Origin of the sequence: Microbacterium tenebrionis (assembly GCF_020682665.1) — a bacterium.
Classification (GTDB): domain Bacteria; phylum Actinomycetota; class Actinomycetes; order Actinomycetales; family Microbacteriaceae; genus Microbacterium; species Microbacterium tenebrionis.
The window spans coordinates 294,650-314,557 of record NZ_JAGTTM010000001.1; the positions used below are offsets into that span (position 1 = coordinate 294,650).

The following is a 19,908-nucleotide window of genomic DNA, read 5'->3' on the forward strand; positions in this document are numbered from 1 at the left end:
AACAACGTTGAGCGAGCGAAGCGAGTCGAAACACGCCGCTGCCCTGGCAGCGCTCGGACCCCACACCACGGGCGTCGGATGCCTGTACATCAAGGACCTCGAGAAGGTCGACCTGGATGCGCTGCGCCCGATCCTCCAGGACGTCCTGTCCTGGACAGAGTCCGGCGGGGACGAGTACGCCCAGATCACCGGGCTGAATTGATCACCGTGCAGGACTGAGCCGGCCCGCTCCCGGCATCCCGCACCCGCATCCACCCACTCCCGGCATCCCGCATCCCGCATCCGGCATCCCGCATCCCGCATCCCGCATCCCAGCGCTGACAGACCCCGTCATGCCTACGAGACCTCCTCGTACCGACGTTGCTACGAGGAGGTCTCGTCGTTCAGACGGGGTCTGTGAATCGGGCGGGGAATCACGCGGCCCGGGGACGGACGCAATCCCGCGATCGCGGACGAGCGGTCACGGCCGCGGACGCGCGATCGCGGGCGCGCGTCAGCGGCCGCCGTACCGGGTGACGATCTCCTCGGTCAGCGGCGGCCAGATGCGCTTGTGCTCGTCGCCGAACGGCACGCCCGACAGGAATGCCGCCGCCAGATCGCGCGAGCGATCCACGAAGAAGAAGCTGCCCTTCCCGCCGAAGTGCCCGGCGGTCTCGGGTGCGAACGAATCGGCGAGCCAGTGCGGACTCTTCACGCCCTTGAGCTCGAACCCCAGCCCCCACTGGTTGTCGTCGAACGACCCGTAGCCGGGCACGACGCCCTTGAGCCCCGGCTGCGACACCATGAGGGCGAGATCGCGCAGCTCCACCGGGATCAAGGTCGGGCGCAGCACCTCGCGGCCGAAGATCAGCAGGTCCTCGATCGAGGCACGGTACCCGGCCGAGGGACGACCGGTGACGACGGCATCCTGCATCCCGAGCGGCCCGGTCACCTCGGCGGCGAGCCACTGCGCGAACGGCATCCCTGCGGCTTCCGCGACGCGCGCGCCGAGTGCGTCGAAGCCGGCGTTCGAGTAGATGCGGCGGGTACCCGGGGCCGCCTGGGTCTGCTCTCCCTCGAACGGCAGGCCGCTGGTGTGATCGAGGAGGTTGAGCAGCGTCGACCCGTCCGGGCCGGCTGGCTCATCGAGGTCGACGAGTTCGCGTTCGACCGCGATCAGCACGCCCCACGCGGTGATCGGCTTCGACACGGACGCGAGCGGCAGCGCCGCGCGCGGGTCGCCCTGCACGGCGAGGGTGCGCTCGGCATCCGTCACGCCCACCAGGGCCGCATGCGGGAATCCGTCTGTCGCGTCGAAGGTCGTCGTCTCCATCCAGCCATCGTCGCACGCCCCGCGCGCCCCCTGTCGCCGAGGCCCCTCCTGCACGACGAGGCCCCCGCTGATTCGCGTCAGCCCGGAGGGCCGTCGGCGACCAGCGGGGGTCTCGGCGAAGGGGAAGGAGCCTCAGGCGCCCTTCAGACGCTCCGCGAGGTACTCGTTCAGCTTGTCGATCGCGATGCGCTCCTGCGCCATGGTGTCGCGGTCGCGGACGGTCACGGCGTTGTCGTCAAGCGAGTCGAAGTCGACCGTGACGCAGAACGGCGTGCCGATCTCGTCCTGGCGACGGTATCTGCGGCCGATGGCACCGGCGTCGTCGAAGTCGATCGTCCAGCGACCGCGCAGCGAGTCGGCGACCTCACGGGCCAGCGGCGAGAGGCGCTCGTTGCGTGACAGCGGCAGCACGGCCACCTTGACGGGAGCCAGGCGCGGGTCGAGCTTGAGCACGGTGCGGGTGTCGGTGCCGCCCTTGGCATTGGGCACCTCCTCCTCGACGTACGAGTCGACGAGGAACGCCATCATCGAGCGGGTGAGGCCGAAGGACGGCTCGATCACGTACGGCGTGTAGCGCTCGCCGGACGCCTGGTCGAAGTACGTCAGGCTCTGGCCGGATGCCTCGGTGTGGCTCGACAGGTCGTAGTCGGTGCGGTTGGCGACGCCCATGAGCTCGCCCCACTCCTTGCCGGGGAATCCGAAGCGGTACTCGAAGTCGATCGTGCCGGCGGAGTAGTGCGCCCGCTCGTCCTCGGGGACGTCGAACCGGCGCATGTTGTCGGGGTTGACGCCCAGGTCGATGAACCAGTCCCAGCACGCCTCGACCCAGTGCTCGAACCACTCGGTCGCCTCGGCCGGCGGCACGAAGTACTCGATCTCCATCTGCTCGAACTCGCGGGTGCGGAAGATGAAGTTGCCGGGCGTGATCTCGTTGCGGAACGCCTTGCCGACCTGGCCGATGCCGAACGGCGGCTTCTTGCGGCTCGCGGTGAGCACGTTCGAGAAGTTCACGAAGATGCCCTGCGCGGTCTCGGGGCGCAGGAAGTGCAGGCCCGACTCGTCGTCGACGACGCCGAGGTAGGTCTTCACCAGGCCCGAGAACGACTTGGGCTCGGTGTACTGGCCCTTGTTGCCGCAGTTCGGGCAGGGCACGTCGGCAAGGCCGTTCTCGGCCTTGCGGCCCTTGCGCGCCTCGAAGTCCTCGATGAGGTTGTCGGCGCGGAAGCGCTTGTGGCAGCTCAGGCACTCGACGAGCGGGTCGGTGAAGGTCGCGACGTGACCGGATGCCTCCCACACGCGCTTGGGGAGGATGATGCTGGAGTCCAGGCCCACCATGTCGCCGCGCCCGCGGACGAAGGTCTGCCACCACTGCCGGCGGATGTTCTCCTTGAGCTCGGTGCCGAGGGGGCCGTAGTCCCATGCGGAGCGCGAACCGCCGTAGATCTCACCCGCTTGGAAGACGAACCCGCGGTGGCGGGCGAGGCTGATGACCTTGTCAAGACGGGACTGTTCGGCCACGGTGGCTCCAATGGTCGGATGCGACGGGGAATGCGCCCAGGAACATGGGCGTTCCAATCCTATCCGCGCCCCTGCTGTCGATCAGCCCCACGTGAGGGAGGTCAGGAAGGCATCCGCGCGACGATCAACGATGGGGGAAGGTCACGCCCCCTCCGGCGGCAAGCGACTCCGCAACGATGCGGACATGGTCCTCGACCATCTCCCGCGGGATCGGCGGAAGAACGTCATCCCAGAACGCGAGTGCTGCGCCGCGCCCCTGCATCATCCCTGCTGGTCGGGCGAGCGCCCACAGGTGCAGGTGCGCGGAACCGTCGTTCCAACGGCCGAAGTGACAGCGGGCGACACCGGGGATCGATTTCACGGCCTCCGAGACCCGCTGCATCAGCGGACCGAGCGCGGCGAGCACCTCGATCGGGGCATCCTCGAGCAGCCAGTGCTCGCGGGGCGAGATCGCCGCCATGAACGGCAGCCCGCTCGGGTCCGACATCACCCGGACCTGCCAGTGTTCGTCCTGCCATATCGTTCCAGGGGACGGCATGCACGGGCGGCACTCCGATGGGTCCGTCTCGCCGCCGCGCGGCTTCTCCGGCACGACCATCGGCTCGAGGGGCCGCATCCGGATCTCCTCGAATGCCCACGGCAGGCCGTCGGTCAGGGCCGATGCATCCAGCCGCTCGCCGATGGGCAGGCGGGCGTGGAACGGCGACTCGGCCGGATGCTGCGCGAATTCGCCCTCGGAGGTCATGCCTCCATGAAAGCAGACCGGCTCACTCGGTGAAGAGGTACCCGCGCTTCACGTCGAAGCCGGCGATGCGCAGGCCGCGGCCGAGCAGCTGTTCCATCTCGCCGCGCAGGCGCGTGCGCCATTCGTGGGCGGCCGCGGCATCCGTCTCGCGCATCCCCTCGACGTCCTCCGGGATCTCGAGCGTCGCGACGACCGCGTCGTCCGCCGGGGGCTTGGCGATGTCGGCGAGGGCCCACTCGACGTCGAGTCGGTCGCTCTCGTCACCGGCATCCCCGCCGCCGAAGATGCCGTAGTTGTTGACCGAGTAGCCGGTCACGCGCGCGCCGAGCACGGTGAGGAAGAAGTGCGCGTTGCGCGCCACGAGCGGGTCGAAGGTCCAGGTGATGCGGCCGACGTCGCGCGAGAACGCCCACTGGCGCTGGTGCTCCTTGAGCTCGCGGCCCCAGCCGCGGCCGCGGTAGTCGGGCAGGAGCGCGGTGATGTGCGAGTGCATCCGGCGCTTTCCGGGCTCGCCGAAGAAGGCGATGGATGCTCCGACCATCCGCTCCTGGCCTCCCTCGTCGTCGAACAGGCCGACGACGTAGTTGCCGGACTGCTGCAGGGCGCGCAGCGTTCCCGCGTCGATGACGCGCTCGGGGCCGCGGATGGAGTCCAGCAGGCCCTGCGCGTCGATGATGAGTTCAACGGTGTCGAGGTCACGGATGGTTCGCACGAACCCAGTCTGCCCCTCTCGCGCCCGTCTGCGGAATCCGTCACTAGCCTGGACAGGTGGGAGACAGCGACGACAAAGCCAGGAAACGCCTCTCGCGCACCCCGAACAAGTCCCTGACGGTCGCGGTCCTCGCCTTCGCAGGACTCGCATCCTCGTTCATGTTCACGCTGGTCGTTCCGCTGCAGGCGGAGTTGCCGACGCTGCTGAACGCGTCCCGCGAAGATACGAGCTGGGTCGTGACGATCACGCTCCTCGTCGCCGCGATCGCGACCCCGATCTCGGGCCGGCTCGGCGACATGTACGGCAAGCGGCGCGTGGTGATCGCCCTCATGATCGCACTCATCGCAGGCTCCGTGATCGCAGCGATGTCGGGATCGATCGTCGGTGTCATCATCGGGCGCGCCCTGCAGGGCGGTGTGACCGGCGTCATCCCGCTCGGCATCGCGATCATGCGCGACATCCTGCCGCCCAAGCACCTCGGCACGGCCGTCGCGCTCATGAGCGCGACGATGGGCGTCGGCGGCGCGCTCGGGATGCCGCTGGCCGCGTACCTCGCCCTGAACGCCGACTGGCACTCGCTGTTCTGGCTCGCCGCCGGGCTCGGCGTCGCCGGGCTCGTGCTCGTTCTCCTCTTCGTCCCCGAGGACGTGCTGCTCTCCCCCGGACGCCTCGACGTCCTCGGCGCCATCGGCCTCGCCATCGGCCTGACCGGGCTGCTGCTCTACGTCTCGCGCGGCGCTCAGTGGGGATGGACCTCGCCGCTGGGCCTGAGCCTGGTGATCGGCGGCATCCTCGTCCTGCTGCTGTGGGGCTGGTATCAGCTGCGCACCACCGACCCGCTGCTCGACCTGCGCGTCGCCGCACGACCCGCCGTCCTGCTGACGAACATCGCGGCGATCGGCATGGGCTTCGCGCTGTTCGGATCGAACGTCACGTTCCCGCAGATGCTCGAGCTGCCGGTCGAGACCGGATCCGGCTTCGGGCTCGACATGATCTCGGCGGCGTTCGTCGTCATGCCGGCGGGCCTCGTGATGATGGTGATCTCGCCGCTGTCCGGCTGGCTGGAGCGCACGATCGGCCCTCGCCCACTGTTCACGGGCGGTGCAGCCGCGCTCGTCATCGCATACGTGTACGTGCTCATCTGGTCGAGCGAGTGGATCCACATCCTCATCGCGAACGCCATCATCGGCGTCGGCATCGGCTTCACGTTCGCCGCCATGCCCATGATCATCATGCGCTCGGTGCCCTCGAACGAGACCGGGGCATCGAACGGCCTCAACGCCCTGTTCCGCTCCGTCGGCACCTCGAGCGCCTCGGCCGTCATGGGCGGTGTGCTCGCCAGCATGACCATCGACGTCGACGGCGTCGCGGTCCCCACCCACGACGCGTTCCAGGTGTGCTTCTGGCTCGCGATCGTCGCCGGCGTGGTGGCGCTCGTGCTGTCGCTGTTCATCCCGAAGATCCGCCCGCTCGAGAAGCACCCCTCGCTGCCGAGCTGACGGCTCGGGCCTGCAGCTCTACAGCGTGAAGCCGTCCGGATCACCGGGCTGCGGCGGCCGCAGCCGGGCGGGTAGCGGCCAGGCGAGCACGATCGGCTCGGATGCCGGGCGCGTGATGTCGCCGTAGTCCTCGGCCTTCACGACGATGCGGCCGGCGATGCCGTCGCGGTCAGGTGTGACCTCGACGATGCGGACGCGGGTGGGGCGCCCGTCGTCCTCAAGCATCCACGGCTCGGCGAGCCAGGCGAGGCCGTGCGCCTCGAGCGCCTCCTCGGCCACGAGCCAGTCGACCGGGTCGGAGACGGTGCGTCCGAGTACGTCGACGGCCACCCAGTCGTCGCCCGAGGGGCGGATCCAGCCGAGCAGCTCGCCGTCGTCGCGGCGGTGCGGGGTCCAGTCGTCCATCCGACGATGGTACGCGGCCGCGACGGTTCGGGGGCGGAAACGACGGATGTCGGACGGAACCGTCTGTTCCGTCCGACATCCGTACAGAAAGCCCCCGAAGTGTCAGGGGATCGGATCAGGCGCGGACGGCGAAGCCGCCGGTCCAGCCGATCTGCTCGCGCACGGCGAGCACCATCTGCAGGAAGCCGAGGGCCTCGAGCTCGCGTGCGCGCTTGAGAGCACCGGCATCCGCGACCTTCAGGCCCGCAGCAGTGACGACGTCGGCGAGGAGCTTCTTCGCGGCGTCGTCGTCGCCCGCGACCTGCACGACGGTCGGCTCGCCGCCCAGCTCACCCGCGGCGAGGGTCGCGGCGAAGTTCGTGTTGAAGGCCTTGACCACCTTCGCACCGGGCACGAGCGCTGCGAGCTCGGCCGCGGCCGACGAGTCGGCCGGCACGACGAGACCGTCGAACGTGGCGAAGTCGACCGGGTTGGTGATGTCGACGACGACCTTGCCGGTGAGCTGCTCGCCGTACGCAGCGGCGATCTCGGCGAGTGCCGGGTACGGCACGGCGAGCACGACGATCTCACCCGTGATCGCGTCGCCCACGACCCCGGCGGTCGCGCCGATGGATGCTGCAGCGGTTCCCGCCTTCTCGATGTCGCGCGCGAGGATCTGCACGCTCGCTCCGCCCTTGGCTGCGATGCCGGCGATTGCCTGGCCCATGTTCCCGGTTCCGATGACGGTGATCGCGGTCATTGTGATGCCTTTCGTCTGTTGTTCCGCCGCCGCATTTGCTTGCTTCGGCAACTACGCATCGAAACGCCCTTGTCTCGGCAACTATTCCCGACAGAATGGAGAACATGGCCGCATCGCTCCCCCGGATGACCCCGCAGCAGTCCCGAGCATGGCTCGCGCTCATCAGCACCGCCGAACTGCTCCCCGCGGCTCTGGATGCTCAGCTGCAACGCGACGCGTCACTGACCCACTACGAGTTCATGCTGCTGAGCGCCCTGCAGCGCACCGGCGCGATGCGCCTGAGCGACCTCGCCGCGGCGACGAACGCCACGCTCCCCCGAGCCTCGAAAGTCGTCAGCAGACTCCAGCAGCGCGGACTCGTGCGGCGTGAGGAGAGCGAGCACGACCGGCGCAGCATCCTGCTCGAGCTCACGCGGCAGGGGCGCCGTCAGCTCGTGCTCGCGACGCCCGACCACTTCGACACCGTGCACCGACTGGTCCTCGACCAACTGAGCCCGGAGCAGCTCGACCACCTCGCCGATGCCCTCGAACCCGTGCTCGAGGCACTGGACCCCCAGCAGCGGTTCGGGGTGCCAGGGCGCTGAACGGAGCGGCTGGTTCACATGCCACCGAGGACGGCGACAAGGAACGCCGCGCGATCGAGGGCGTTGAGCGGGTTCAGCCCGGTGATCTCCTCGATGCGCGCGGCGCGCTTGCGGAGGGTGTTCTCGTGGATGAACAGATCGGCTGAGGCCGCCTGCACCGCGCCGTCCTTCAGGCAGAGAGCCTCGGCCGTCTGCAGCAGCTGCGTGCGGTGACGCGCGTCGTACCGGCGCAGCGGCGTGATCACGTGCTCCGTGAACGGAGCGATCTGGTCGGGCGTGAGCCGGTGCACCAGCCCCTCCCACGTGGCGAGGTCGCGGGGACCTGCCGGTCGCCGCAGCCGGGGCGCGATGGCCGCAGCGGCGAACGCCTCCCGAAGCGCGATCGCGATGCGTTCCTGCGCGATCGGACCGCTCCAGCCGAACACAGCATCGATGTCGTGCGGTGCGGAGAGCAAGCCGCCGATGGTCCCCGGCACGATCGCGACCGTGTCCGCGCCGACCGTGCCGACGACAGAGCCCTCGGGGAGCGGCAGACGGATCGTGCTGGGCGCGACGACGATGTGCACAGCATCCGCGTTGTCGAGTTCGGCTCCGAGGACGACGGCGCTGGCCTGCCCGCGGCGCACCATGTCGATGATCGCCCCGACACGGGCGCGCTCGCGCGCCTCCTGCTCCTGCCGGTGCTGCTCGGCCGCCAGGCGCTGCGTGATCTCGACGAACGCGACATCGGCGGGGATCCGCAGCACCGCGACGCCCAGGGCGTTCGCCGTCCGGATGATCGGCGCCGGCACCTCATCGGTCACGACGCCGAGGGCGAAGCCGATCGCGGACGCGCCGGCACCGCAGACGGCCGCCACGAACTTGCGCTGCGCTTCGACCTCGGTCATCGAGATCCCCGAGGTCAGCACGAGCTCGCCGCCGCGCAGGTACGGGCTCGGGTCGAGCAGGTCCGACGGCAGCGACCAGCGGATCACCCTATCGAGGCCGACCGGCCGTCCGGCGAGCGCCATCGGCGGCCCGTCCCACGCGAGCAGGTCCGCGACGCGGACGTCGCCGACCAGCGCATCCGCGTCTTCCCTTCTCCGCCCGACCATGACCCGACGATAAGGCGGTCGTGTTTCGCCACGGTTTCCCCGAGATTGCCGGAGGTGTGCTCTCCCCCACCTCCGCAGGCGCGGACGGGTGATCTCCTCCACACAATCCTCTCCTGCAACAGCGCCGAAACATTCGAGGACTCCAATGAGCGGTGACCGAAAGGAATGCGCCATGACCACCACATCCGCACCTCCCGCCACACCCGCAGCCCCGCCCGCGGCCGAGCGCGTCGACAAGGACTATCCGCTCTCCCGCGTCCCCGCACACTCTCGACAGGGCTGGTTCGGCGTCCTCGTCGTCGTCGGCGGGTTCGTCTTCTTCACCCCGACGATGGTCACCGGCGGACAGGTCGCCGGCGCGTTCGGCTTCGGCACGTTCCTACTCCTGTGCGCTGTCGCGACCGCCGTGCTCGGCCTCTACATCTCCACCCTCGGCGCGGCGAGCGCCCGCACCGGTCTGTCCACGGTCCTCATCTCGCGCCTCACCCTCGGTCGGGTCGGCGGCAAGTGGGCCTCGATCGTGCTCGGCGGCACCCAGATCGGCTGGTACGGGATCACGGTCGGCATCTTCGCGAACCTCCTCGCATCCGCCCTCGGCTGGTCGGAGTCGTGGCCGCTCGCGATCTTCGGCGGCCTCCTCATGGCGACCACCGCCTACTGGGGGTTCAAGGGCATCGAAGTGCTCTCGTGGGTGTCAGTGCCGCTCATGTTCGCCCTGTGCATCTGGATCACCGCGCTCTCCCTCGACGAGGCCGGCGGCATCGGCGGACTCTTCGCGACGAGCGGCGACAGCTCGATCACCCCCGGCATGGCGATCACCATGATGATCGGAACCTTCATCTCCGGCGGAACGCAGATCGGCAACTGGACCCGCTTCGCCCGCAGCGCGCGCACCGCTTTCCTGGTCTGCCTGGGTGCGCTCCTGGTCGTCGAGACCGCGATGCTCGTGTTCGGCGGCATCGGTGCGATCGCGTTCGACGAGGCCGACTTCACCACGTTGCTGTTCACGATGGGCCTCGCCGGCCTCGGCGTCTTCATGCTCACGTTCAACCTCTGGACCACCAACGACAACGCGGCCTACGCGTTCGGCGTCGCAGGGTCCGAGCTGTTCGGCAAGGCCGACAAGCGCCCCTTCATCATCGGCGGAGTCATCATCGGCGTCGCCCTCGCCGTCAGCGGCCTGGCCGACTCGATGACCATGTTCCTCGTCACGCTCGGCACGGTGATCCCGCCACTGGGCGGCGTCATCATCGGAACGTTCCTGTTCGTCTGGCGGCGCCGCGACCCGGGGACAGACCTCGACAACGTCCCGGCCTTCATCTGGCCCGGCATCATCGCCTATCTGCTGGGCACGGCAGCAGCCGCGTTCGGTTCCGTCACGGGCATCGGCAGTCCGGCCATCCAGGGCGTCCTCGTCGCCGTGATCGCCGCCCCGATCTGCCACTGGGTCGCCCGCAGCACCCGCCCGGCCGCGGTCGCGGCGTCTCCCGCAGCACCGGCGCCGGACGCCGCACAGCATGCGAACGCACAGCACACGAACGCACAGAACGGAGCGGGCGAATGACCGCAACCCTGATCCGCAACGCGGATATCATCACCATGGACGCGAACACGCACGCGACTCCGGTGCGGCGTGACCTGCGCATCGCGGACGGATGCTTCACCGAGATCGGCACGAACCTCGAAGCGCGACCGGGCGAGACCGTGATCGACGGCACGGGAATGCTCGTCACCCCGGGTTTCGTCAACGCGCACACCCACTCGTGGGAGTACCTCTACAAGGGCCGCTACGACAACATGCCGCTGGAGCTGTGGATGGCGTACTCCTACCCCATCCTCGGCGGCAGCCCCACCCCGCCGGATCTCATCCGGCTGCGCACGCTCATGTTCGCGATGGAGTCGATGAAGTCGGGCGTGACCACGCTCATCGACGATGTGCTCGAGACGCCAGGGCAGGACCTCGACCAGCTCGCGGCCGTCGCCGGCGCGTACAGCGACATCGGGATCCGGGCCAATGTCTCTGGCCACATCATCAACCGGCCGTTCGTCGACACCCTGCCGTTCGTCGCCGATTGGCTGCCCGAGGAGGTCGTCCGCCAGGTGCGGCAGGCACCGACGCTCACCGCGGTGGAGTACCTCGACTATTCACGGGATGCCTTCCGCAGGCATCACGGCACGGCGGGCGGTCGCATCCGATACATGCTGGCGCCGTCCGGCCCGCAGCGCTGCACCGACGATCTGCTCGTGGGGGCGGCATCCCTGTCCGCGGAGTTCGACGCCGAGGTGCACATCCACGTGCTCGAGACGAAGACGCAGGCGGTGACCGGTGACGAGCTCTACGGCGGACGCACCCTCGTGCAGCACCTCGATGAGATCGGCGCCCTGAACCCGCGTACGACGTTCGCTCACGGCATCTGGGTCACGGGCGACGACATCGAGCGGATCGCACGGTCGGGCGTCTCCGTCTCGCACAATGCGATCTCGAACCTCAAGCTCGGGTCCGGCATCCTGCCCTGGCGCGACTACCAGGACGCGGGCGTGAATCTCGGCCTCGGCACGGACGGATGCTCCTCGAGCGACACACCGCGCCTCATGGAGGTCATGAAGACCGCGGCTCTCCTGCACAAGGTCACCGAACCGGACTTCGAGCGCTGGCCGACCGTGCCCGACGTGCTGAACGCCGCGACCATCGGCGGCGCCCGCAGCGGGGTGCTGGACCAGACGATCGGCTCAATCGAAGTCGGCAAGCGCGCCGACCTCGTCATGTTCGACACGACGACCCTGGCGTTCCTGCCCACCAACCGCCTCGAGAACCACCTCGTCTACAGCGAGAACGGATCGTCGATCGTGCGTGTCATGGTCGACGGAGTCGTCACGGTCGAGCACGGCCGGCTCACTCTCGTCGACGAGGACGCGGTCCTCGCCGCATTCCGCGAGATCATGCCGCGGATCCGGGAGGAGCAGGATCGCCTGGATGCCGTGAACGAGGTCTTCGCACCGGCCTTCGCCCGGATGCACATGGAGTCGGCCCGGCGGCAGATGCCGGTCAACCGCTGGACCGGCGACGAGCGGACCTGGGTGGGCGCGCACGCGCGCGCCTGATCGCTCGATCCGGAGCCCCGTCCGATCACGGGCGGGGCTTCAGTGCGCGTACTCCATGAGTTCGACGCCGAGGACGCGGAACGCGTCGTGCACACGCAGCCGGTGCGCGATCGAGAGGTCGTCGAAGCCGACGATCATGGCGTAGGCGACACCGGATCGGGGGCCGGCGAGCACACCGGCCTCGGCGCGCACGCCCCGATCGCGCCCGGTCTTGTTGATGAACAGCAGACCGTGGGCGTCGTGGTCGTGCGCGAACGGATCGAGGCCGGTGGATGCCGCCACGAGGCTGAGGTCCTGGTTCAGGCTCAGCCACTCGGCGACCTGCGCGCTGACCGCGGCGTCCACAGCCCGGGAGTTCACCAGGGCCGAGAAGAGTCCGGCCAGCTCGCGTGCGGTGCCGACGGCGACCTGCGGCGCGTCGTCGAGCCCGCGCTCGTCACGGAAACGGTCCAGGACCGCCGTCTGCGGCATGCCGAGCGCGGCGATGCGCTCGCGCACCCGATCGAGCCCGACCTGTTCCAGCAGAATGTTGACGGCGATGGGGTCGCCGACGGCGGCGGCGAGCACAGCGAGGTCGCTGAGCGGCAGGGCGGGAGCGCGCAGACTGCGCCACAGGCCCGATGCCGCCACAGCATCGGTCGAGGCGCGGTCCACGATCTCGAGCGGATCGAGGGCGCCCGACTCGAACCCGGACGCCACCTCGATGAGCAGCGGCACGACGCCGAGCCCGGCGATCGGCAGCGTGAGGTGGTCGTCTCCGGCGAGCACCTGCGAGCCGCTGTCGAGGTCGATCACGTGCACCGCCACGTGGGCGCCGGCATCCGCCAGCTCCTCGAGGCCCCGCGTCGTCGCGGCGAACGACCTCCGCCCGATGGCTGCACGGCGCGGTAGACGACGGGTGCTGCGCTGCGATCTGCGCATCATCGCAGGCTCAGGGGGAGTGCCCACGCGAGGTCCTTCCGAGAAGGTGGGGAGGTGCCGCACCGGCCGGGGCGTCGGCGACTCAGGCCATCCTAACCCCGGCCGTCGACAACCTGTCCTGGCTTGCGCCGAAGATCACCAGATGGTCACGCGCTGGTCGCTCGGAAGGTGCAGCGCATCTCCTTCGGCCACCCCGAACGCCTCGTAGAAAGCGTCGATGTTGCGAACGATCTGGTTGCAGCGGAACTCGTTCGGGGCGTGCGGGTCGATCGTCAGCAGACGGATCGTCTCGGCGTCGCGGCTCTTCTGCTGCCACACCTGCGCCCAGCTCAGCAGCAGTCGCTGCACGCCGGTGAGGCCGTCGATGACCGGCGCCTCGGCTCCCCCGAGCGACAGCTCGTACGCCTTCAGCGCGATCCCGAGCCCGCCCAGGTCACCGATGTTCTCACCGATCGTGAGCGCGCCGTTGACGTGGTTCTCCTCGTCGAGGCCGACCGGCACGAGCGCGTCGTACTGCGCGATCAGAGCCTTGGTGCGCTCCTCGAACGCCGCGCGGTCGGCATCCGTCCACCAGTCGTCGAGCTTGCCGGTGCCGTCGTAGCGGCTGCCCTGGTCGTCGAAGCCGTGGCCGATCTCGTGACCGATCACGGCGCCGATGCCGCCGTAGTTCGCCGCGGCATCGCGCGAGGCGTCGAAGAACGGGTACTGCAGGATCGCGGCGGGGAATACGATCTCGTTCATCGACGGGTTGTAGTACGCGTTCACCATCTGCGGCGGCATGTGCCACTCGCCCAGGTCGATGGGCTTTCCCACCTTGTCGATGTTGCGGTCGTGCTCGAAGATGTTGGCGCGGCGCACGTTGCCGAAGATGTCGGCGGCGTCGATCTCGAGCGTCGAGTAATCGCGCCACACCTCGGGATGCCCGATCTTCGGGGTGAACGCGTCGAGCTTGGCGAGCGCCCGCTCACGGGTGTCGGGGCTCATCCACTCGAGCGTCGTGATGCTCTGCCGGTACGCCTCGATGAGGTTCGCGACGAGCTCGTCCATGGCGGCCTTCGCCGTCGGCGGATAGTGCCGCTCGACGTAGACCTTGCCGATCGCCTCACCGAGCGCCCCCTCGGTGACCGAGACGCCGCGCTTCCAGCGCTCGCGGATCGTGGGGACGCCGGTGAGCTCGGTGCCGTAGAACGAGAAGTTCTCCTGCACGATGTCGTCGGTGAGGAACGGAGCTGCCGCGTGCACGGCGTGCGCACGCAGCCATGCCTTCCAGTCGTCGAGACGGTCTGCCCTGAGCAGCGAACCGAGCCCTTCGAAGGCGCTCGGCTGGCTCACGACGACCTCGGCGAAGGCATCCGGGTTCGTCCGGCCGACGGCATCCCGCCATCCGGCCAGGTCGACGCCGACGAGCGTCTGGAACTCGTCCCACGTCTTCAGGTTGTACGTCTTGACGGCGTCGCGGCTGGCGACGTTGTCCCAGTGGTGCGAGGCGATCTCCGTCTCGAGGGCGAACGTGCGCTCGGCGTCGCCGGCGGCATCCGCGACTCCGGCGAGCGCGAGCAGGCGCTCGAGGTGCGCCCGGTAGGCGTCGCGCGTGCCGGCGAAGTTGTCGAGGCGGTAGTAGCTCTCATCGGGCAGCGAGAGGCCCGACTGCACGAGCACGGGCACGTAGCGCTCCGGGTCGCCGGGGTCGCCGTCGACGTACAGACCGATGAGGTGCGCGCGGCCGTCGCGCTCGTAGGCGCCGGCGAGGGCGAGCAGCGCGGGGATGCCGTCCACGGCATCGATCTCGGCGAGGGTCTCCTGCAGCGGCTGGATGCCGGCGGCGTCGATGCGCGCGGTGTCCATGAAGCTCGTGAACAGGTCGCCGATCTTGCGCTCGAGCGTGCCGGGCTCGGCGCTCTGCGCCTCCTCGATGATCGTGCGCACGTCCTTCTCGGCCTGCTCGGCGAGCATGTGGAACGACCCCCAGCGCGCCTTGTCCCCGGGGATCTCGGTGCGCTCGAGCCACGCGCCGTTGACGTGGCGGTACAGGTCGTCCTGCGGGCGGATGTCGGAGCTGAACTCTTCGGTCGCGAGACCGGCGGGAAGAACATCAGTCATGCGTCCACCCTATGCGCGCGAATCAGTGGCGGCGAAAGAAGCCGCGGCGGGCTGCCAGGTCGGGTTCCGGAACGTCGGTGGCGGCACGGGTCGCCCGGCGCTCCCGCCAGCGCCGCGCCTCGGCATCCACATCGCGGGTCTTCGTCACCACCGGCGGTCCGCCCAGCAACTGCCGTCGCGCCTCGATCACGCGCTTGTTGAAGTCCTCGAGCAGCTCACGGACGTCGCTCTCGCGCGAGAATCCGTCGAGCGTCGCATCGAGCTCGCGGTCCTCGGTGCGCAGCAGGATCGCCGTTCTGCCGCGCCCGATAGCGGGCCGCGGCGTCTCGAGGATCAGTCATCGTCCACCTCCGGATGCCGGTCCTCCCACCCTACGCGCGCATCGGATCCGTGTCGCCGGCAGGCCATAGGCTCGAGGGATGACCGCCCGCCCCGCCTCCCTCAATCGGGAGATCCTGCGCCTGGCGGTCCCGGCGCTCGGCGCGCTCGTCGCCGAACCCGCGTTCCTCATGGTGGATGCCGCCCTCGTCGGCCACCTCGGCACCGTGCCGCTCGCGGGGCTCGGCATCGCGAGCGCCGTGCTGCAGACGATCGTCGGCCTGATGATCTTCCTCGCGTATTCGACGACGCCGGCCGTCGCCCGCCGGTTCGGCGTCGGGGATCACAAGGACGCTGTCTCCGTCGGCATCGACGGCATGTGGCTGGCGCTCGGACTCGGCGCGGTTCTCGCGGTCGTCGGCGCGACGTCGTCGGACTGGCTCGTCTCGCTGTTCGGCGCATCCGCCGAGGTCGCCGAACAGGCAGACACCTACCTGATGATCAGCATGTGGGGCCTGCCGGCCATGCTCATCGTCTTCGCCGCGACCGGGCTGCTGCGCGGCATGCAGGACACCGTGACGCCGCTGTGGATCGCCGGCCTCGGGTTCGGCGCCAACGCGCTGCTGAACCTCCTGTTCATCTACGGTTTCGGCTGGGGCATCGCCGGATCCGCCGTCGGAACGGTCACCGCTCAGTGGGCCATGGTCGCCGCCTACGTGATCGTCGTCGGGCGCCTCGCACGCAAGCACTCGGCATCGGTCCGCCCGCAGCGCGACGGCGTGCGCGGATCGGCACGGTCGGGCGGCTGGCTGTTCCTGCGCACGGTCAGCCTGCGCGCGGCCCTGCTGATCACGGTCGGCGTCGCCACGGGCATCGGCACCGATGAGCTCGCCGGATGGCAAGTGGTCTTCACGATCTTCTCGGCCGCCGCGTTCGCCCTCGACGCTCTGGCGATCGCCGCCCAGGCGCTCATCGGCAAGGGCCTGGGCGCCGGCGACATCCCCGGCGTCAAGCACGTCCTCGCCCGCACGGTCGCCTGGGGCGCCTGGTTCGGCGTCATCGTGGGGCTGATCATCGGGGGCCTCTCCGGCGTGATCGGGCTGGCGTTCACCGGCGACCCGCACGTGGCTGCGCTGATCCAGCCGGCGCTCATCGTGCTGGCCGTCGCCCAGCCGATCGCCGGGATCGTCTTCGTGCTCGACGGCGTGCTGATGGGCTCAGGGGACGTCCGCTACCTGGCGATCGCCGGTGGCCTCAACCTCGTGCCGTTCCTGCCCGCGCTGCTCATCGTCGCGCTCACCGGCGTGACCGGAACCGCTGGCGTCACCTGGCTGGCGGTGGCGTTCTTCGGGGTGTACATGCTCGCCCGGTTCGCGACCCTCGGCTGGCGGGTGAAGACGGGCGGCTGGCTGCGGGCGGAGGCGTAGGGGCTTCGATCGGGCGATGCCAGGATGGTGGCATGAGCGCAGCCTGGCCCGGAGACTCCGCCACCGTCGAGAACTGGGTGCGGGCGGTGCTGCGGCACTCGGCCTCCGTCGACGAGATCGCGGTGCAGGGGCTCGACGGCGTCCGTGTGACCGCCGATCTCGACGGCCTCGATCTGCGCGAGCTGACCGTGGATGCCACGCGCGCCGACCTGCGGATCACGCCGAACCGCGACGCGGCGCCGGGCGCTCGGCCGGGCGACGCCGTTCAGCCGGACGAGCTGGCACGCGAGGTCGGGATCGCGAGAACTGTGCGGTTCACGGCGCTGCCGATGCGCATTCAAAAGACGCCCGTGACGATCGACATCCGCGTCGAGGACCTGCCGCTCGCCTGGATCACCTACGCCGAGCCGACGGAGCCGGGCCTCCCCGAGAGCCGCTACGCCCTGGCTCGGGACGATGAGCGCGACGGGCTGCGCGGGACATTCCGATTCGCCATCGCCGCCGACGACATCGGCCCGCTCGCCACGATGGTGATGCGTCCGCTACTGCGGGAAGGCAGGGTGCGGCTCGGTCGGGTGCGCATCGCCGTCGACGGCGCTGGCGACGACATCCGGATCAGCGCGTCAGCCGGTCTGCGCTGGAAGCTGCTCTTCGCATCGGCGCGAGCTGAGGCGACTGTCTCCGTCACTCACGACGGGGTCGTCACCGTGAAGGCGCTGACGCTCGGCAGCCACAACCCCGCGGTGAAGGTCGCGCTGCTGTTCGCGCGGCGACACGTGCGCGAGGTCGTCGGGAGGACCTTCGACGCGGGCGAGATGTTCAACGACGAGGGATCGGGCATCCGCCTCCACGACATCCGCGTCGGCACCGGTCACGAGCTGAGCGTGGCGGGCCGGTTCTCCTGAGTCGGGCCGACTCGTTCTCCACAGGCGACGAGAATCGCGGGCTTTCCCCCCGTTCGCGGGGATCCGCGAACGAGGTCGGCCCGCCCCTGGCATCCTTGCGGGAAAGCGAGCATGATGAAGGGATGCTGACGATGACCGAACCGCAGGTCTGGACCCTGATCGGCGTGTTCGCCACGGGTCTGTTCGGCATGATGACGCTCATGTCGACGATGTTCGTCCGCATCATCCGCACGGAGATCCAGGGCGTTCACCGTCGCCTCGACCGACTCGACGCCGACGTCAACGCGCTGATGCGACACACGTTCGGCGTTCAGCGCGACTGAGCCTCATCCGGCGCGGCGCCGGAGCTACGCCCACCTCCGGCTCGGCCCGCACGCGGGCCTCACCCGGCGCTGCGCCGGTCTGCCGCGCTCCGCACGGCGGGTGCCTCAGGCGGGCTACGCCCACCTCCGGCTCGGCCCGCACGCGGGCCTCACCCGGCGCTGCGCCGGTCTGCCGCGCTCCGCACGGCGGGTGCCTCAGGCGGGCTACGCCCACCTCCGGCACCACTCGTACATGATCACGGCGCCCGCCGCGCTCGCGTTGATCGACCGGGTCGACCCGTACTGCGTGATCTCGATGTGGCCCGATGCCGCGGCGATGGCCTCGTCGGTGAGCCCCGGCCCCTCCTGACCGAACAGCAGGACGCAGCGTTCGGGCAGATCCGCCTTGTCGACGGGGACGGCGCCGTCGACGTTGTCGACCGCGATGATCGGCAGGCGCTCCGAAGCCGCCCATGATGCGAACGACGCGACGTCCTCGTGATGCACCACGTGCTGATAGCGGTCGGTGACCATCGCGCCGCGCTTGTTCCAGCGACGACGGCCGATGATGTGCACGGTGTCGGCGAGGAACGCGTTCGCGCTGCGCACGATCGAGCCGATGTTCATGTCGTGCTGCCAGTTCTCGATCGCGACGTGGAAGGGATGCCGGCGCGTGTCGAGATCGGCGACGATCGCCTCCATGCGCCAGTAGCGGTAGCGGTCGATGACGTTGCGGGTGTCGCCGTGTTCGAGCAGTTCGGGGTCGTACTGGTCTCCGTCGGGCAGCTCGCCCTGCCAGGGTCCGACGCCGTGGGTGGTGCGCTCGGGCGTCTGCTCGTCCATGCAGCCAGATTATCCGGCCGCCTCACGCCGCTCCCGGATATTTCGGTGTACCTAAAAGTAGGCTACGATTTCGGTGTGCCTAAAAATCCGACGATAGATGCCCCGACCGCCAGCGTCGCTCCTCCCCGGAGCCTGTGGCTGCTCGGGCCCGCGCTCGTGGCCGGCGTCGCGTACCTCGATCCGGGCAACGTCGCCAGCAACATGACCGCCGGGGCGCAGTACGGCTACCTGCTGGTCTGGATCGTGCTCGCCGGCAACGTGATGGCCTGGCTCATCCAGTACCTGTCCGCGAAGCTCGGCGTCGTCACCGGGCAGAGCCTGCCCGAAGTCCTCGGCACCCGGCTGCGCAATCGCTGGGGCCGCCGTGCGTACTGGCTGCAGGCCGAACTCGTCGCCATGGCCACCGACCTCGCCGAGGTCATCGGCGGCGCCGTGGCGCTGAATCTGCTCTTCGACGTGCCGCTCCTGCTCGGGGGACTGATCACCGGCGCGGTCTCGATGATCCTGCTCGCGGTGCAGTCCCGTCGCGGTGCTCGGCCGTTCGAGTTCGTGATTGTCGGCCTCATGGTCATCATCACCGTCGGATTCCTCGCCGGCGTCTTCATCGCCCCGCCGGATGCCGCAGGCGTGGTCTCGGGCATCGTCCCGCGCTTCGAGGGAACCGGGTCCGTGCTGCTGGCGGCATCCATTCTCGGCGCGACGATCATGCCGCACGCGATCTACGCGCACTCCGCGCTCAGCCGCGACCGCTTCGGCGCGAACTCGCGCACCCGCTCGGCGGGTGCCGCAGCCGAGGCAGCCCGCACCGAGACGTCCCGCATCCGGCGCCTGCTCACCGCGACCCGCTGGGACGTCACGATCGCCATGATCATCGCGGGGTCCGTGAACCTCGGCATCCTGCTGCTCGCGGCGGCCAACCTCGCCGGCGTCGACGGAACGGACTCGCTCGAAGGAGCGCATGCCGCCCTCACCGCGGGTCTCGGGCCGGTCGTCGCGACGTTCTTCGCCGTGGGACTGCTCGCCTCCGGTCTCGCCTCGACGTCGGTCGGTGCCTATGCGGGTGCCGAGATCATGCACGGACTGCTGCACGTGCGCATCCCGCTGCTCGCCCGCCGCCTCATCACGCTCATCCCGGCGCTGCTGATCCTCGGCGTCGGCGTCGACCCGACGCTCGCGCTCGTGCTGAGTCAGGTCGTGCTGTCGTTCGGCATCCCGTTCGCACTCATCCCGCTCGTCGCGCTGACGGCGCAGCGGCGCACGCTCGGCCCGTGGGCGAACCGGGCGTGGACGACGGCCTCCGGCATCGTGGCATCCGTGCTGCTCATCGCGCTCAACGGGGCTCTGCTCTGGCTGGTGCTCACGGGGGCGTGAACAGCGCCCAC

The 19,908-nt window shown here is 69.6% G+C and carries 19 protein-coding genes and 1 pseudogene; 9 read left to right on the forward strand and 11 right to left on the reverse strand.

The window, feature by feature from the left end:
* The first annotated feature begins 7 nt into the window (after window positions 1–7).
* Window positions 8–202, forward strand: coding sequence for a DUF1801 domain-containing protein (locus KEC56_RS01475; RefSeq protein WP_227529528.1), 195 nt, complete (start codon window positions 8–10; stop codon window positions 200–202).
* 291 nt (window positions 203–493) lie between these two features.
* Here KEC56_RS01475 and KEC56_RS01480 read toward each other — a convergent pair whose 3' ends face one another.
* The 4 genes from KEC56_RS01480 to KEC56_RS01495 all read right to left on the reverse strand — a co-directional run bounded on the left by KEC56_RS01480 (window position 494) and on the right by KEC56_RS01495 (window position 4,287).
* A complete protein-coding gene (locus KEC56_RS01480; RefSeq protein WP_227529529.1) occupies window positions 494–1,312 on the reverse strand; it encodes a serine hydrolase domain-containing protein in 819 nt (272 codons plus the stop codon).
* A gap of 132 nt (window positions 1,313–1,444) precedes the next feature.
* Entirely contained in the window at window positions 1,445–2,830 is a 1,386-nt protein-coding gene (locus KEC56_RS01485) for a glycine--tRNA ligase (RefSeq protein ID WP_175984936.1), read from the reverse strand.
* 124 nt (window positions 2,831–2,954) lie between these two features.
* Window positions 2,955–3,575, reverse strand: coding sequence for a hypothetical protein (locus KEC56_RS01490; RefSeq protein WP_227529530.1), 621 nt, complete (start codon window positions 3,573–3,575; stop codon window positions 2,955–2,957).
* A 22-nt stretch (window positions 3,576–3,597) separates the two neighbouring features.
* The gene (locus KEC56_RS01495) at window positions 3,598–4,287 is read right to left on the reverse strand and encodes a GNAT family N-acetyltransferase (RefSeq protein ID WP_175984934.1); all 690 of its coding nucleotides are present in this window, start codon (window positions 4,285–4,287) and stop codon (window positions 3,598–3,600) included.
* A gap of 56 nt (window positions 4,288–4,343) precedes the next feature.
* Here KEC56_RS01495 and KEC56_RS01500 point away from each other — a divergent pair, with 56 nt between their 5' ends.
* Window positions 4,344–5,786, forward strand: a complete 1,443-nt coding sequence (locus tag KEC56_RS01500) for an MFS transporter (protein WP_227529531.1) — start codon at window positions 4,344–4,346, stop codon at window positions 5,784–5,786.
* 18 nt (window positions 5,787–5,804) lie between these two features.
* On the opposite strand, the gene KEC56_RS01505 is transcribed toward KEC56_RS01500, so the two are convergent.
* Both KEC56_RS01505 and KEC56_RS01510 read right to left on the reverse strand, forming a co-directional pair.
* Window positions 5,805–6,191 carry a hypothetical protein gene (locus KEC56_RS01505; RefSeq protein WP_175984932.1) on the reverse strand — a complete coding sequence of 129 codons (387 nt, stop codon included), beginning with the start codon at window positions 6,189–6,191 and terminating at the stop codon, window positions 5,805–5,807.
* Between the two features lie 115 nt (window positions 6,192–6,306).
* Window positions 6,307–6,930 (reverse strand): NADPH-dependent F420 reductase, encoded by a 624-nt coding sequence (locus tag KEC56_RS01510; protein WP_175984931.1) that lies wholly within the window; start codon window positions 6,928–6,930, stop codon window positions 6,307–6,309.
* A gap of 104 nt (window positions 6,931–7,034) precedes the next feature.
* On the opposite strand from KEC56_RS01510, the gene KEC56_RS01515 reads away from it, so the two are divergent.
* A complete protein-coding gene (locus KEC56_RS01515) occupies window positions 7,035–7,514 on the forward strand; it encodes a MarR family winged helix-turn-helix transcriptional regulator (protein ID WP_227529532.1) in 480 nt (159 codons plus the stop codon).
* Window positions 7,515–7,528: 14 nt separating this feature from the next.
* Here KEC56_RS01515 and KEC56_RS01520 read toward each other — a convergent pair whose 3' ends face one another.
* Entirely contained in the window at window positions 7,529–8,608 is a 1,080-nt protein-coding gene (locus KEC56_RS01520; protein WP_227529533.1) for a PucR family transcriptional regulator, read from the reverse strand.
* Between the two features lie 172 nt (window positions 8,609–8,780).
* On the opposite strand from KEC56_RS01520, the gene codB reads away from it, so the two are divergent.
* A complete protein-coding gene (gene codB, locus KEC56_RS01525; protein ID WP_227529534.1) occupies window positions 8,781–10,172 on the forward strand; it encodes a cytosine permease in 1,392 nt (463 codons plus the stop codon).
* Complete coding sequence (locus KEC56_RS01530; RefSeq protein WP_227529535.1) at window positions 10,169–11,710, forward strand: amidohydrolase family protein; 1,542 nt, start codon at window positions 10,169–10,171, stop codon at window positions 11,708–11,710. Before codB ends, KEC56_RS01530 begins: the two co-directional genes overlap by 4 nt.
* Before the next feature lie 39 nt (window positions 11,711–11,749).
* On the opposite strand, the gene KEC56_RS01535 is transcribed toward KEC56_RS01530, so the two are convergent.
* The 3 genes and pseudogenes from KEC56_RS01535 to KEC56_RS01545 all read right to left on the reverse strand — a co-directional run.
* Window positions 11,750–12,631: a serine hydrolase gene (locus KEC56_RS01535; protein ID WP_227529536.1), complete on the reverse strand. Its 882-nt coding sequence runs from the start codon at window positions 12,629–12,631 to the stop codon at window positions 11,750–11,752.
* A 135-nt stretch (window positions 12,632–12,766) separates the two neighbouring features.
* On the reverse strand, window positions 12,767–14,731 hold the full coding sequence (locus tag KEC56_RS01540; protein ID WP_227529537.1) for a M13 family metallopeptidase: 1,965 nt from the start codon (window positions 14,729–14,731) through the stop codon (window positions 12,767–12,769).
* Between the two features lie 22 nt (window positions 14,732–14,753).
* Window positions 14,754–15,038: pseudogene (locus KEC56_RS01545) on the reverse strand (DnaJ family domain-containing protein); the annotation flags it as partial.
* 112 nt (window positions 15,039–15,150) lie between these two features.
* On the opposite strand from KEC56_RS01545, the gene KEC56_RS01550 reads away from it, so the two are divergent.
* The 3 genes from KEC56_RS01550 (at window position 15,151) to KEC56_RS01560 (ending at window position 17,704) form a co-directional block, all read left to right on the forward strand.
* The gene (locus tag KEC56_RS01550) at window positions 15,151–16,476 is read left to right on the forward strand and encodes an MATE family efflux transporter (RefSeq protein WP_227529538.1); all 1,326 of its coding nucleotides are present in this window, start codon (window positions 15,151–15,153) and stop codon (window positions 16,474–16,476) included.
* A gap of 32 nt (window positions 16,477–16,508) precedes the next feature.
* Window positions 16,509–17,381 (forward strand): hypothetical protein, encoded by an 873-nt coding sequence (locus KEC56_RS01555; protein ID WP_227529539.1) that lies wholly within the window; start codon window positions 16,509–16,511, stop codon window positions 17,379–17,381.
* A 131-nt stretch (window positions 17,382–17,512) separates the two neighbouring features.
* Entirely contained in the window at window positions 17,513–17,704 is a 192-nt protein-coding gene (locus KEC56_RS01560; RefSeq protein WP_175984922.1) for a hypothetical protein, read from the forward strand.
* 204 nt (window positions 17,705–17,908) lie between these two features.
* On the opposite strand, the gene KEC56_RS01565 is transcribed toward KEC56_RS01560, so the two are convergent.
* Entirely contained in the window at window positions 17,909–18,526 is a 618-nt protein-coding gene (locus tag KEC56_RS01565) for a TrmH family RNA methyltransferase (RefSeq protein ID WP_227529540.1), read from the reverse strand.
* Window positions 18,527–18,601: 75 nt separating this feature from the next.
* Here KEC56_RS01565 and KEC56_RS01570 point away from each other — a divergent pair, with 75 nt between their 5' ends.
* Window positions 18,602–19,897 (forward strand): Nramp family divalent metal transporter, encoded by a 1,296-nt coding sequence (locus tag KEC56_RS01570; RefSeq protein WP_227529541.1) that lies wholly within the window; start codon window positions 18,602–18,604, stop codon window positions 19,895–19,897.
* The last annotated feature ends 11 nt before the right edge of the window (window positions 19,898–19,908 follow it).

Excerpts from the sequence above, each read along its gene's own strand:
- KEC56_RS01505 (WP_175984932.1), bottom strand. The coding sequence starts at position 6,191 with ATGGACGACTGGACCCCGCACCGCCGCGACGACGGCGAGCTGCTCGGC.
- KEC56_RS01550 (WP_227529538.1), top strand. The coding sequence starts at position 15,151 with ATGACCGCCCGCCCCGCCTCCCTCAATCGGGAGATCCTGCGCCTGGCG.
- KEC56_RS01490 (WP_227529530.1), bottom strand. The coding sequence starts at position 3,575 with ATGACCTCCGAGGGCGAATTCGCGCAGCATCCGGCCGAGTCGCCGTTC.
- KEC56_RS01535 (WP_227529536.1), bottom strand. The coding sequence starts at position 12,631 with ATGCGCAGATCGCAGCGCAGCACCCGTCGTCTACCGCGCCGTGCAGCC.
- KEC56_RS01510 (WP_175984931.1), bottom strand. The coding sequence starts at position 6,930 with ATGACCGCGATCACCGTCATCGGAACCGGGAACATGGGCCAGGCAATC.
- codB (WP_227529534.1), top strand. The coding sequence starts at position 8,781 with ATGACCACCACATCCGCACCTCCCGCCACACCCGCAGCCCCGCCCGCG.
- KEC56_RS01560 (WP_175984922.1), top strand. The coding sequence starts at position 17,513 with ATGACCGAACCGCAGGTCTGGACCCTGATCGGCGTGTTCGCCACGGGT.
- KEC56_RS01565 (WP_227529540.1), bottom strand. The coding sequence starts at position 18,526 with ATGGACGAGCAGACGCCCGAGCGCACCACCCACGGCGTCGGACCCTGG.
- KEC56_RS01520 (WP_227529533.1), bottom strand. The coding sequence starts at position 8,608 with ATGGTCGGGCGGAGAAGGGAAGACGCGGATGCGCTGGTCGGCGACGTC.
- KEC56_RS01555 (WP_227529539.1), top strand. The coding sequence starts at position 16,509 with ATGAGCGCAGCCTGGCCCGGAGACTCCGCCACCGTCGAGAACTGGGTG.
- KEC56_RS01515 (WP_227529532.1), top strand. The coding sequence starts at position 7,035 with ATGGCCGCATCGCTCCCCCGGATGACCCCGCAGCAGTCCCGAGCATGG.
- KEC56_RS01540 (WP_227529537.1), bottom strand. The coding sequence starts at position 14,731 with ATGACTGATGTTCTTCCCGCCGGTCTCGCGACCGAAGAGTTCAGCTCC.
- KEC56_RS01530 (WP_227529535.1), top strand. The coding sequence starts at position 10,169 with ATGACCGCAACCCTGATCCGCAACGCGGATATCATCACCATGGACGCG.
- KEC56_RS01480 (WP_227529529.1), bottom strand. The coding sequence starts at position 1,312 with ATGGAGACGACGACCTTCGACGCGACAGACGGATTCCCGCATGCGGCC.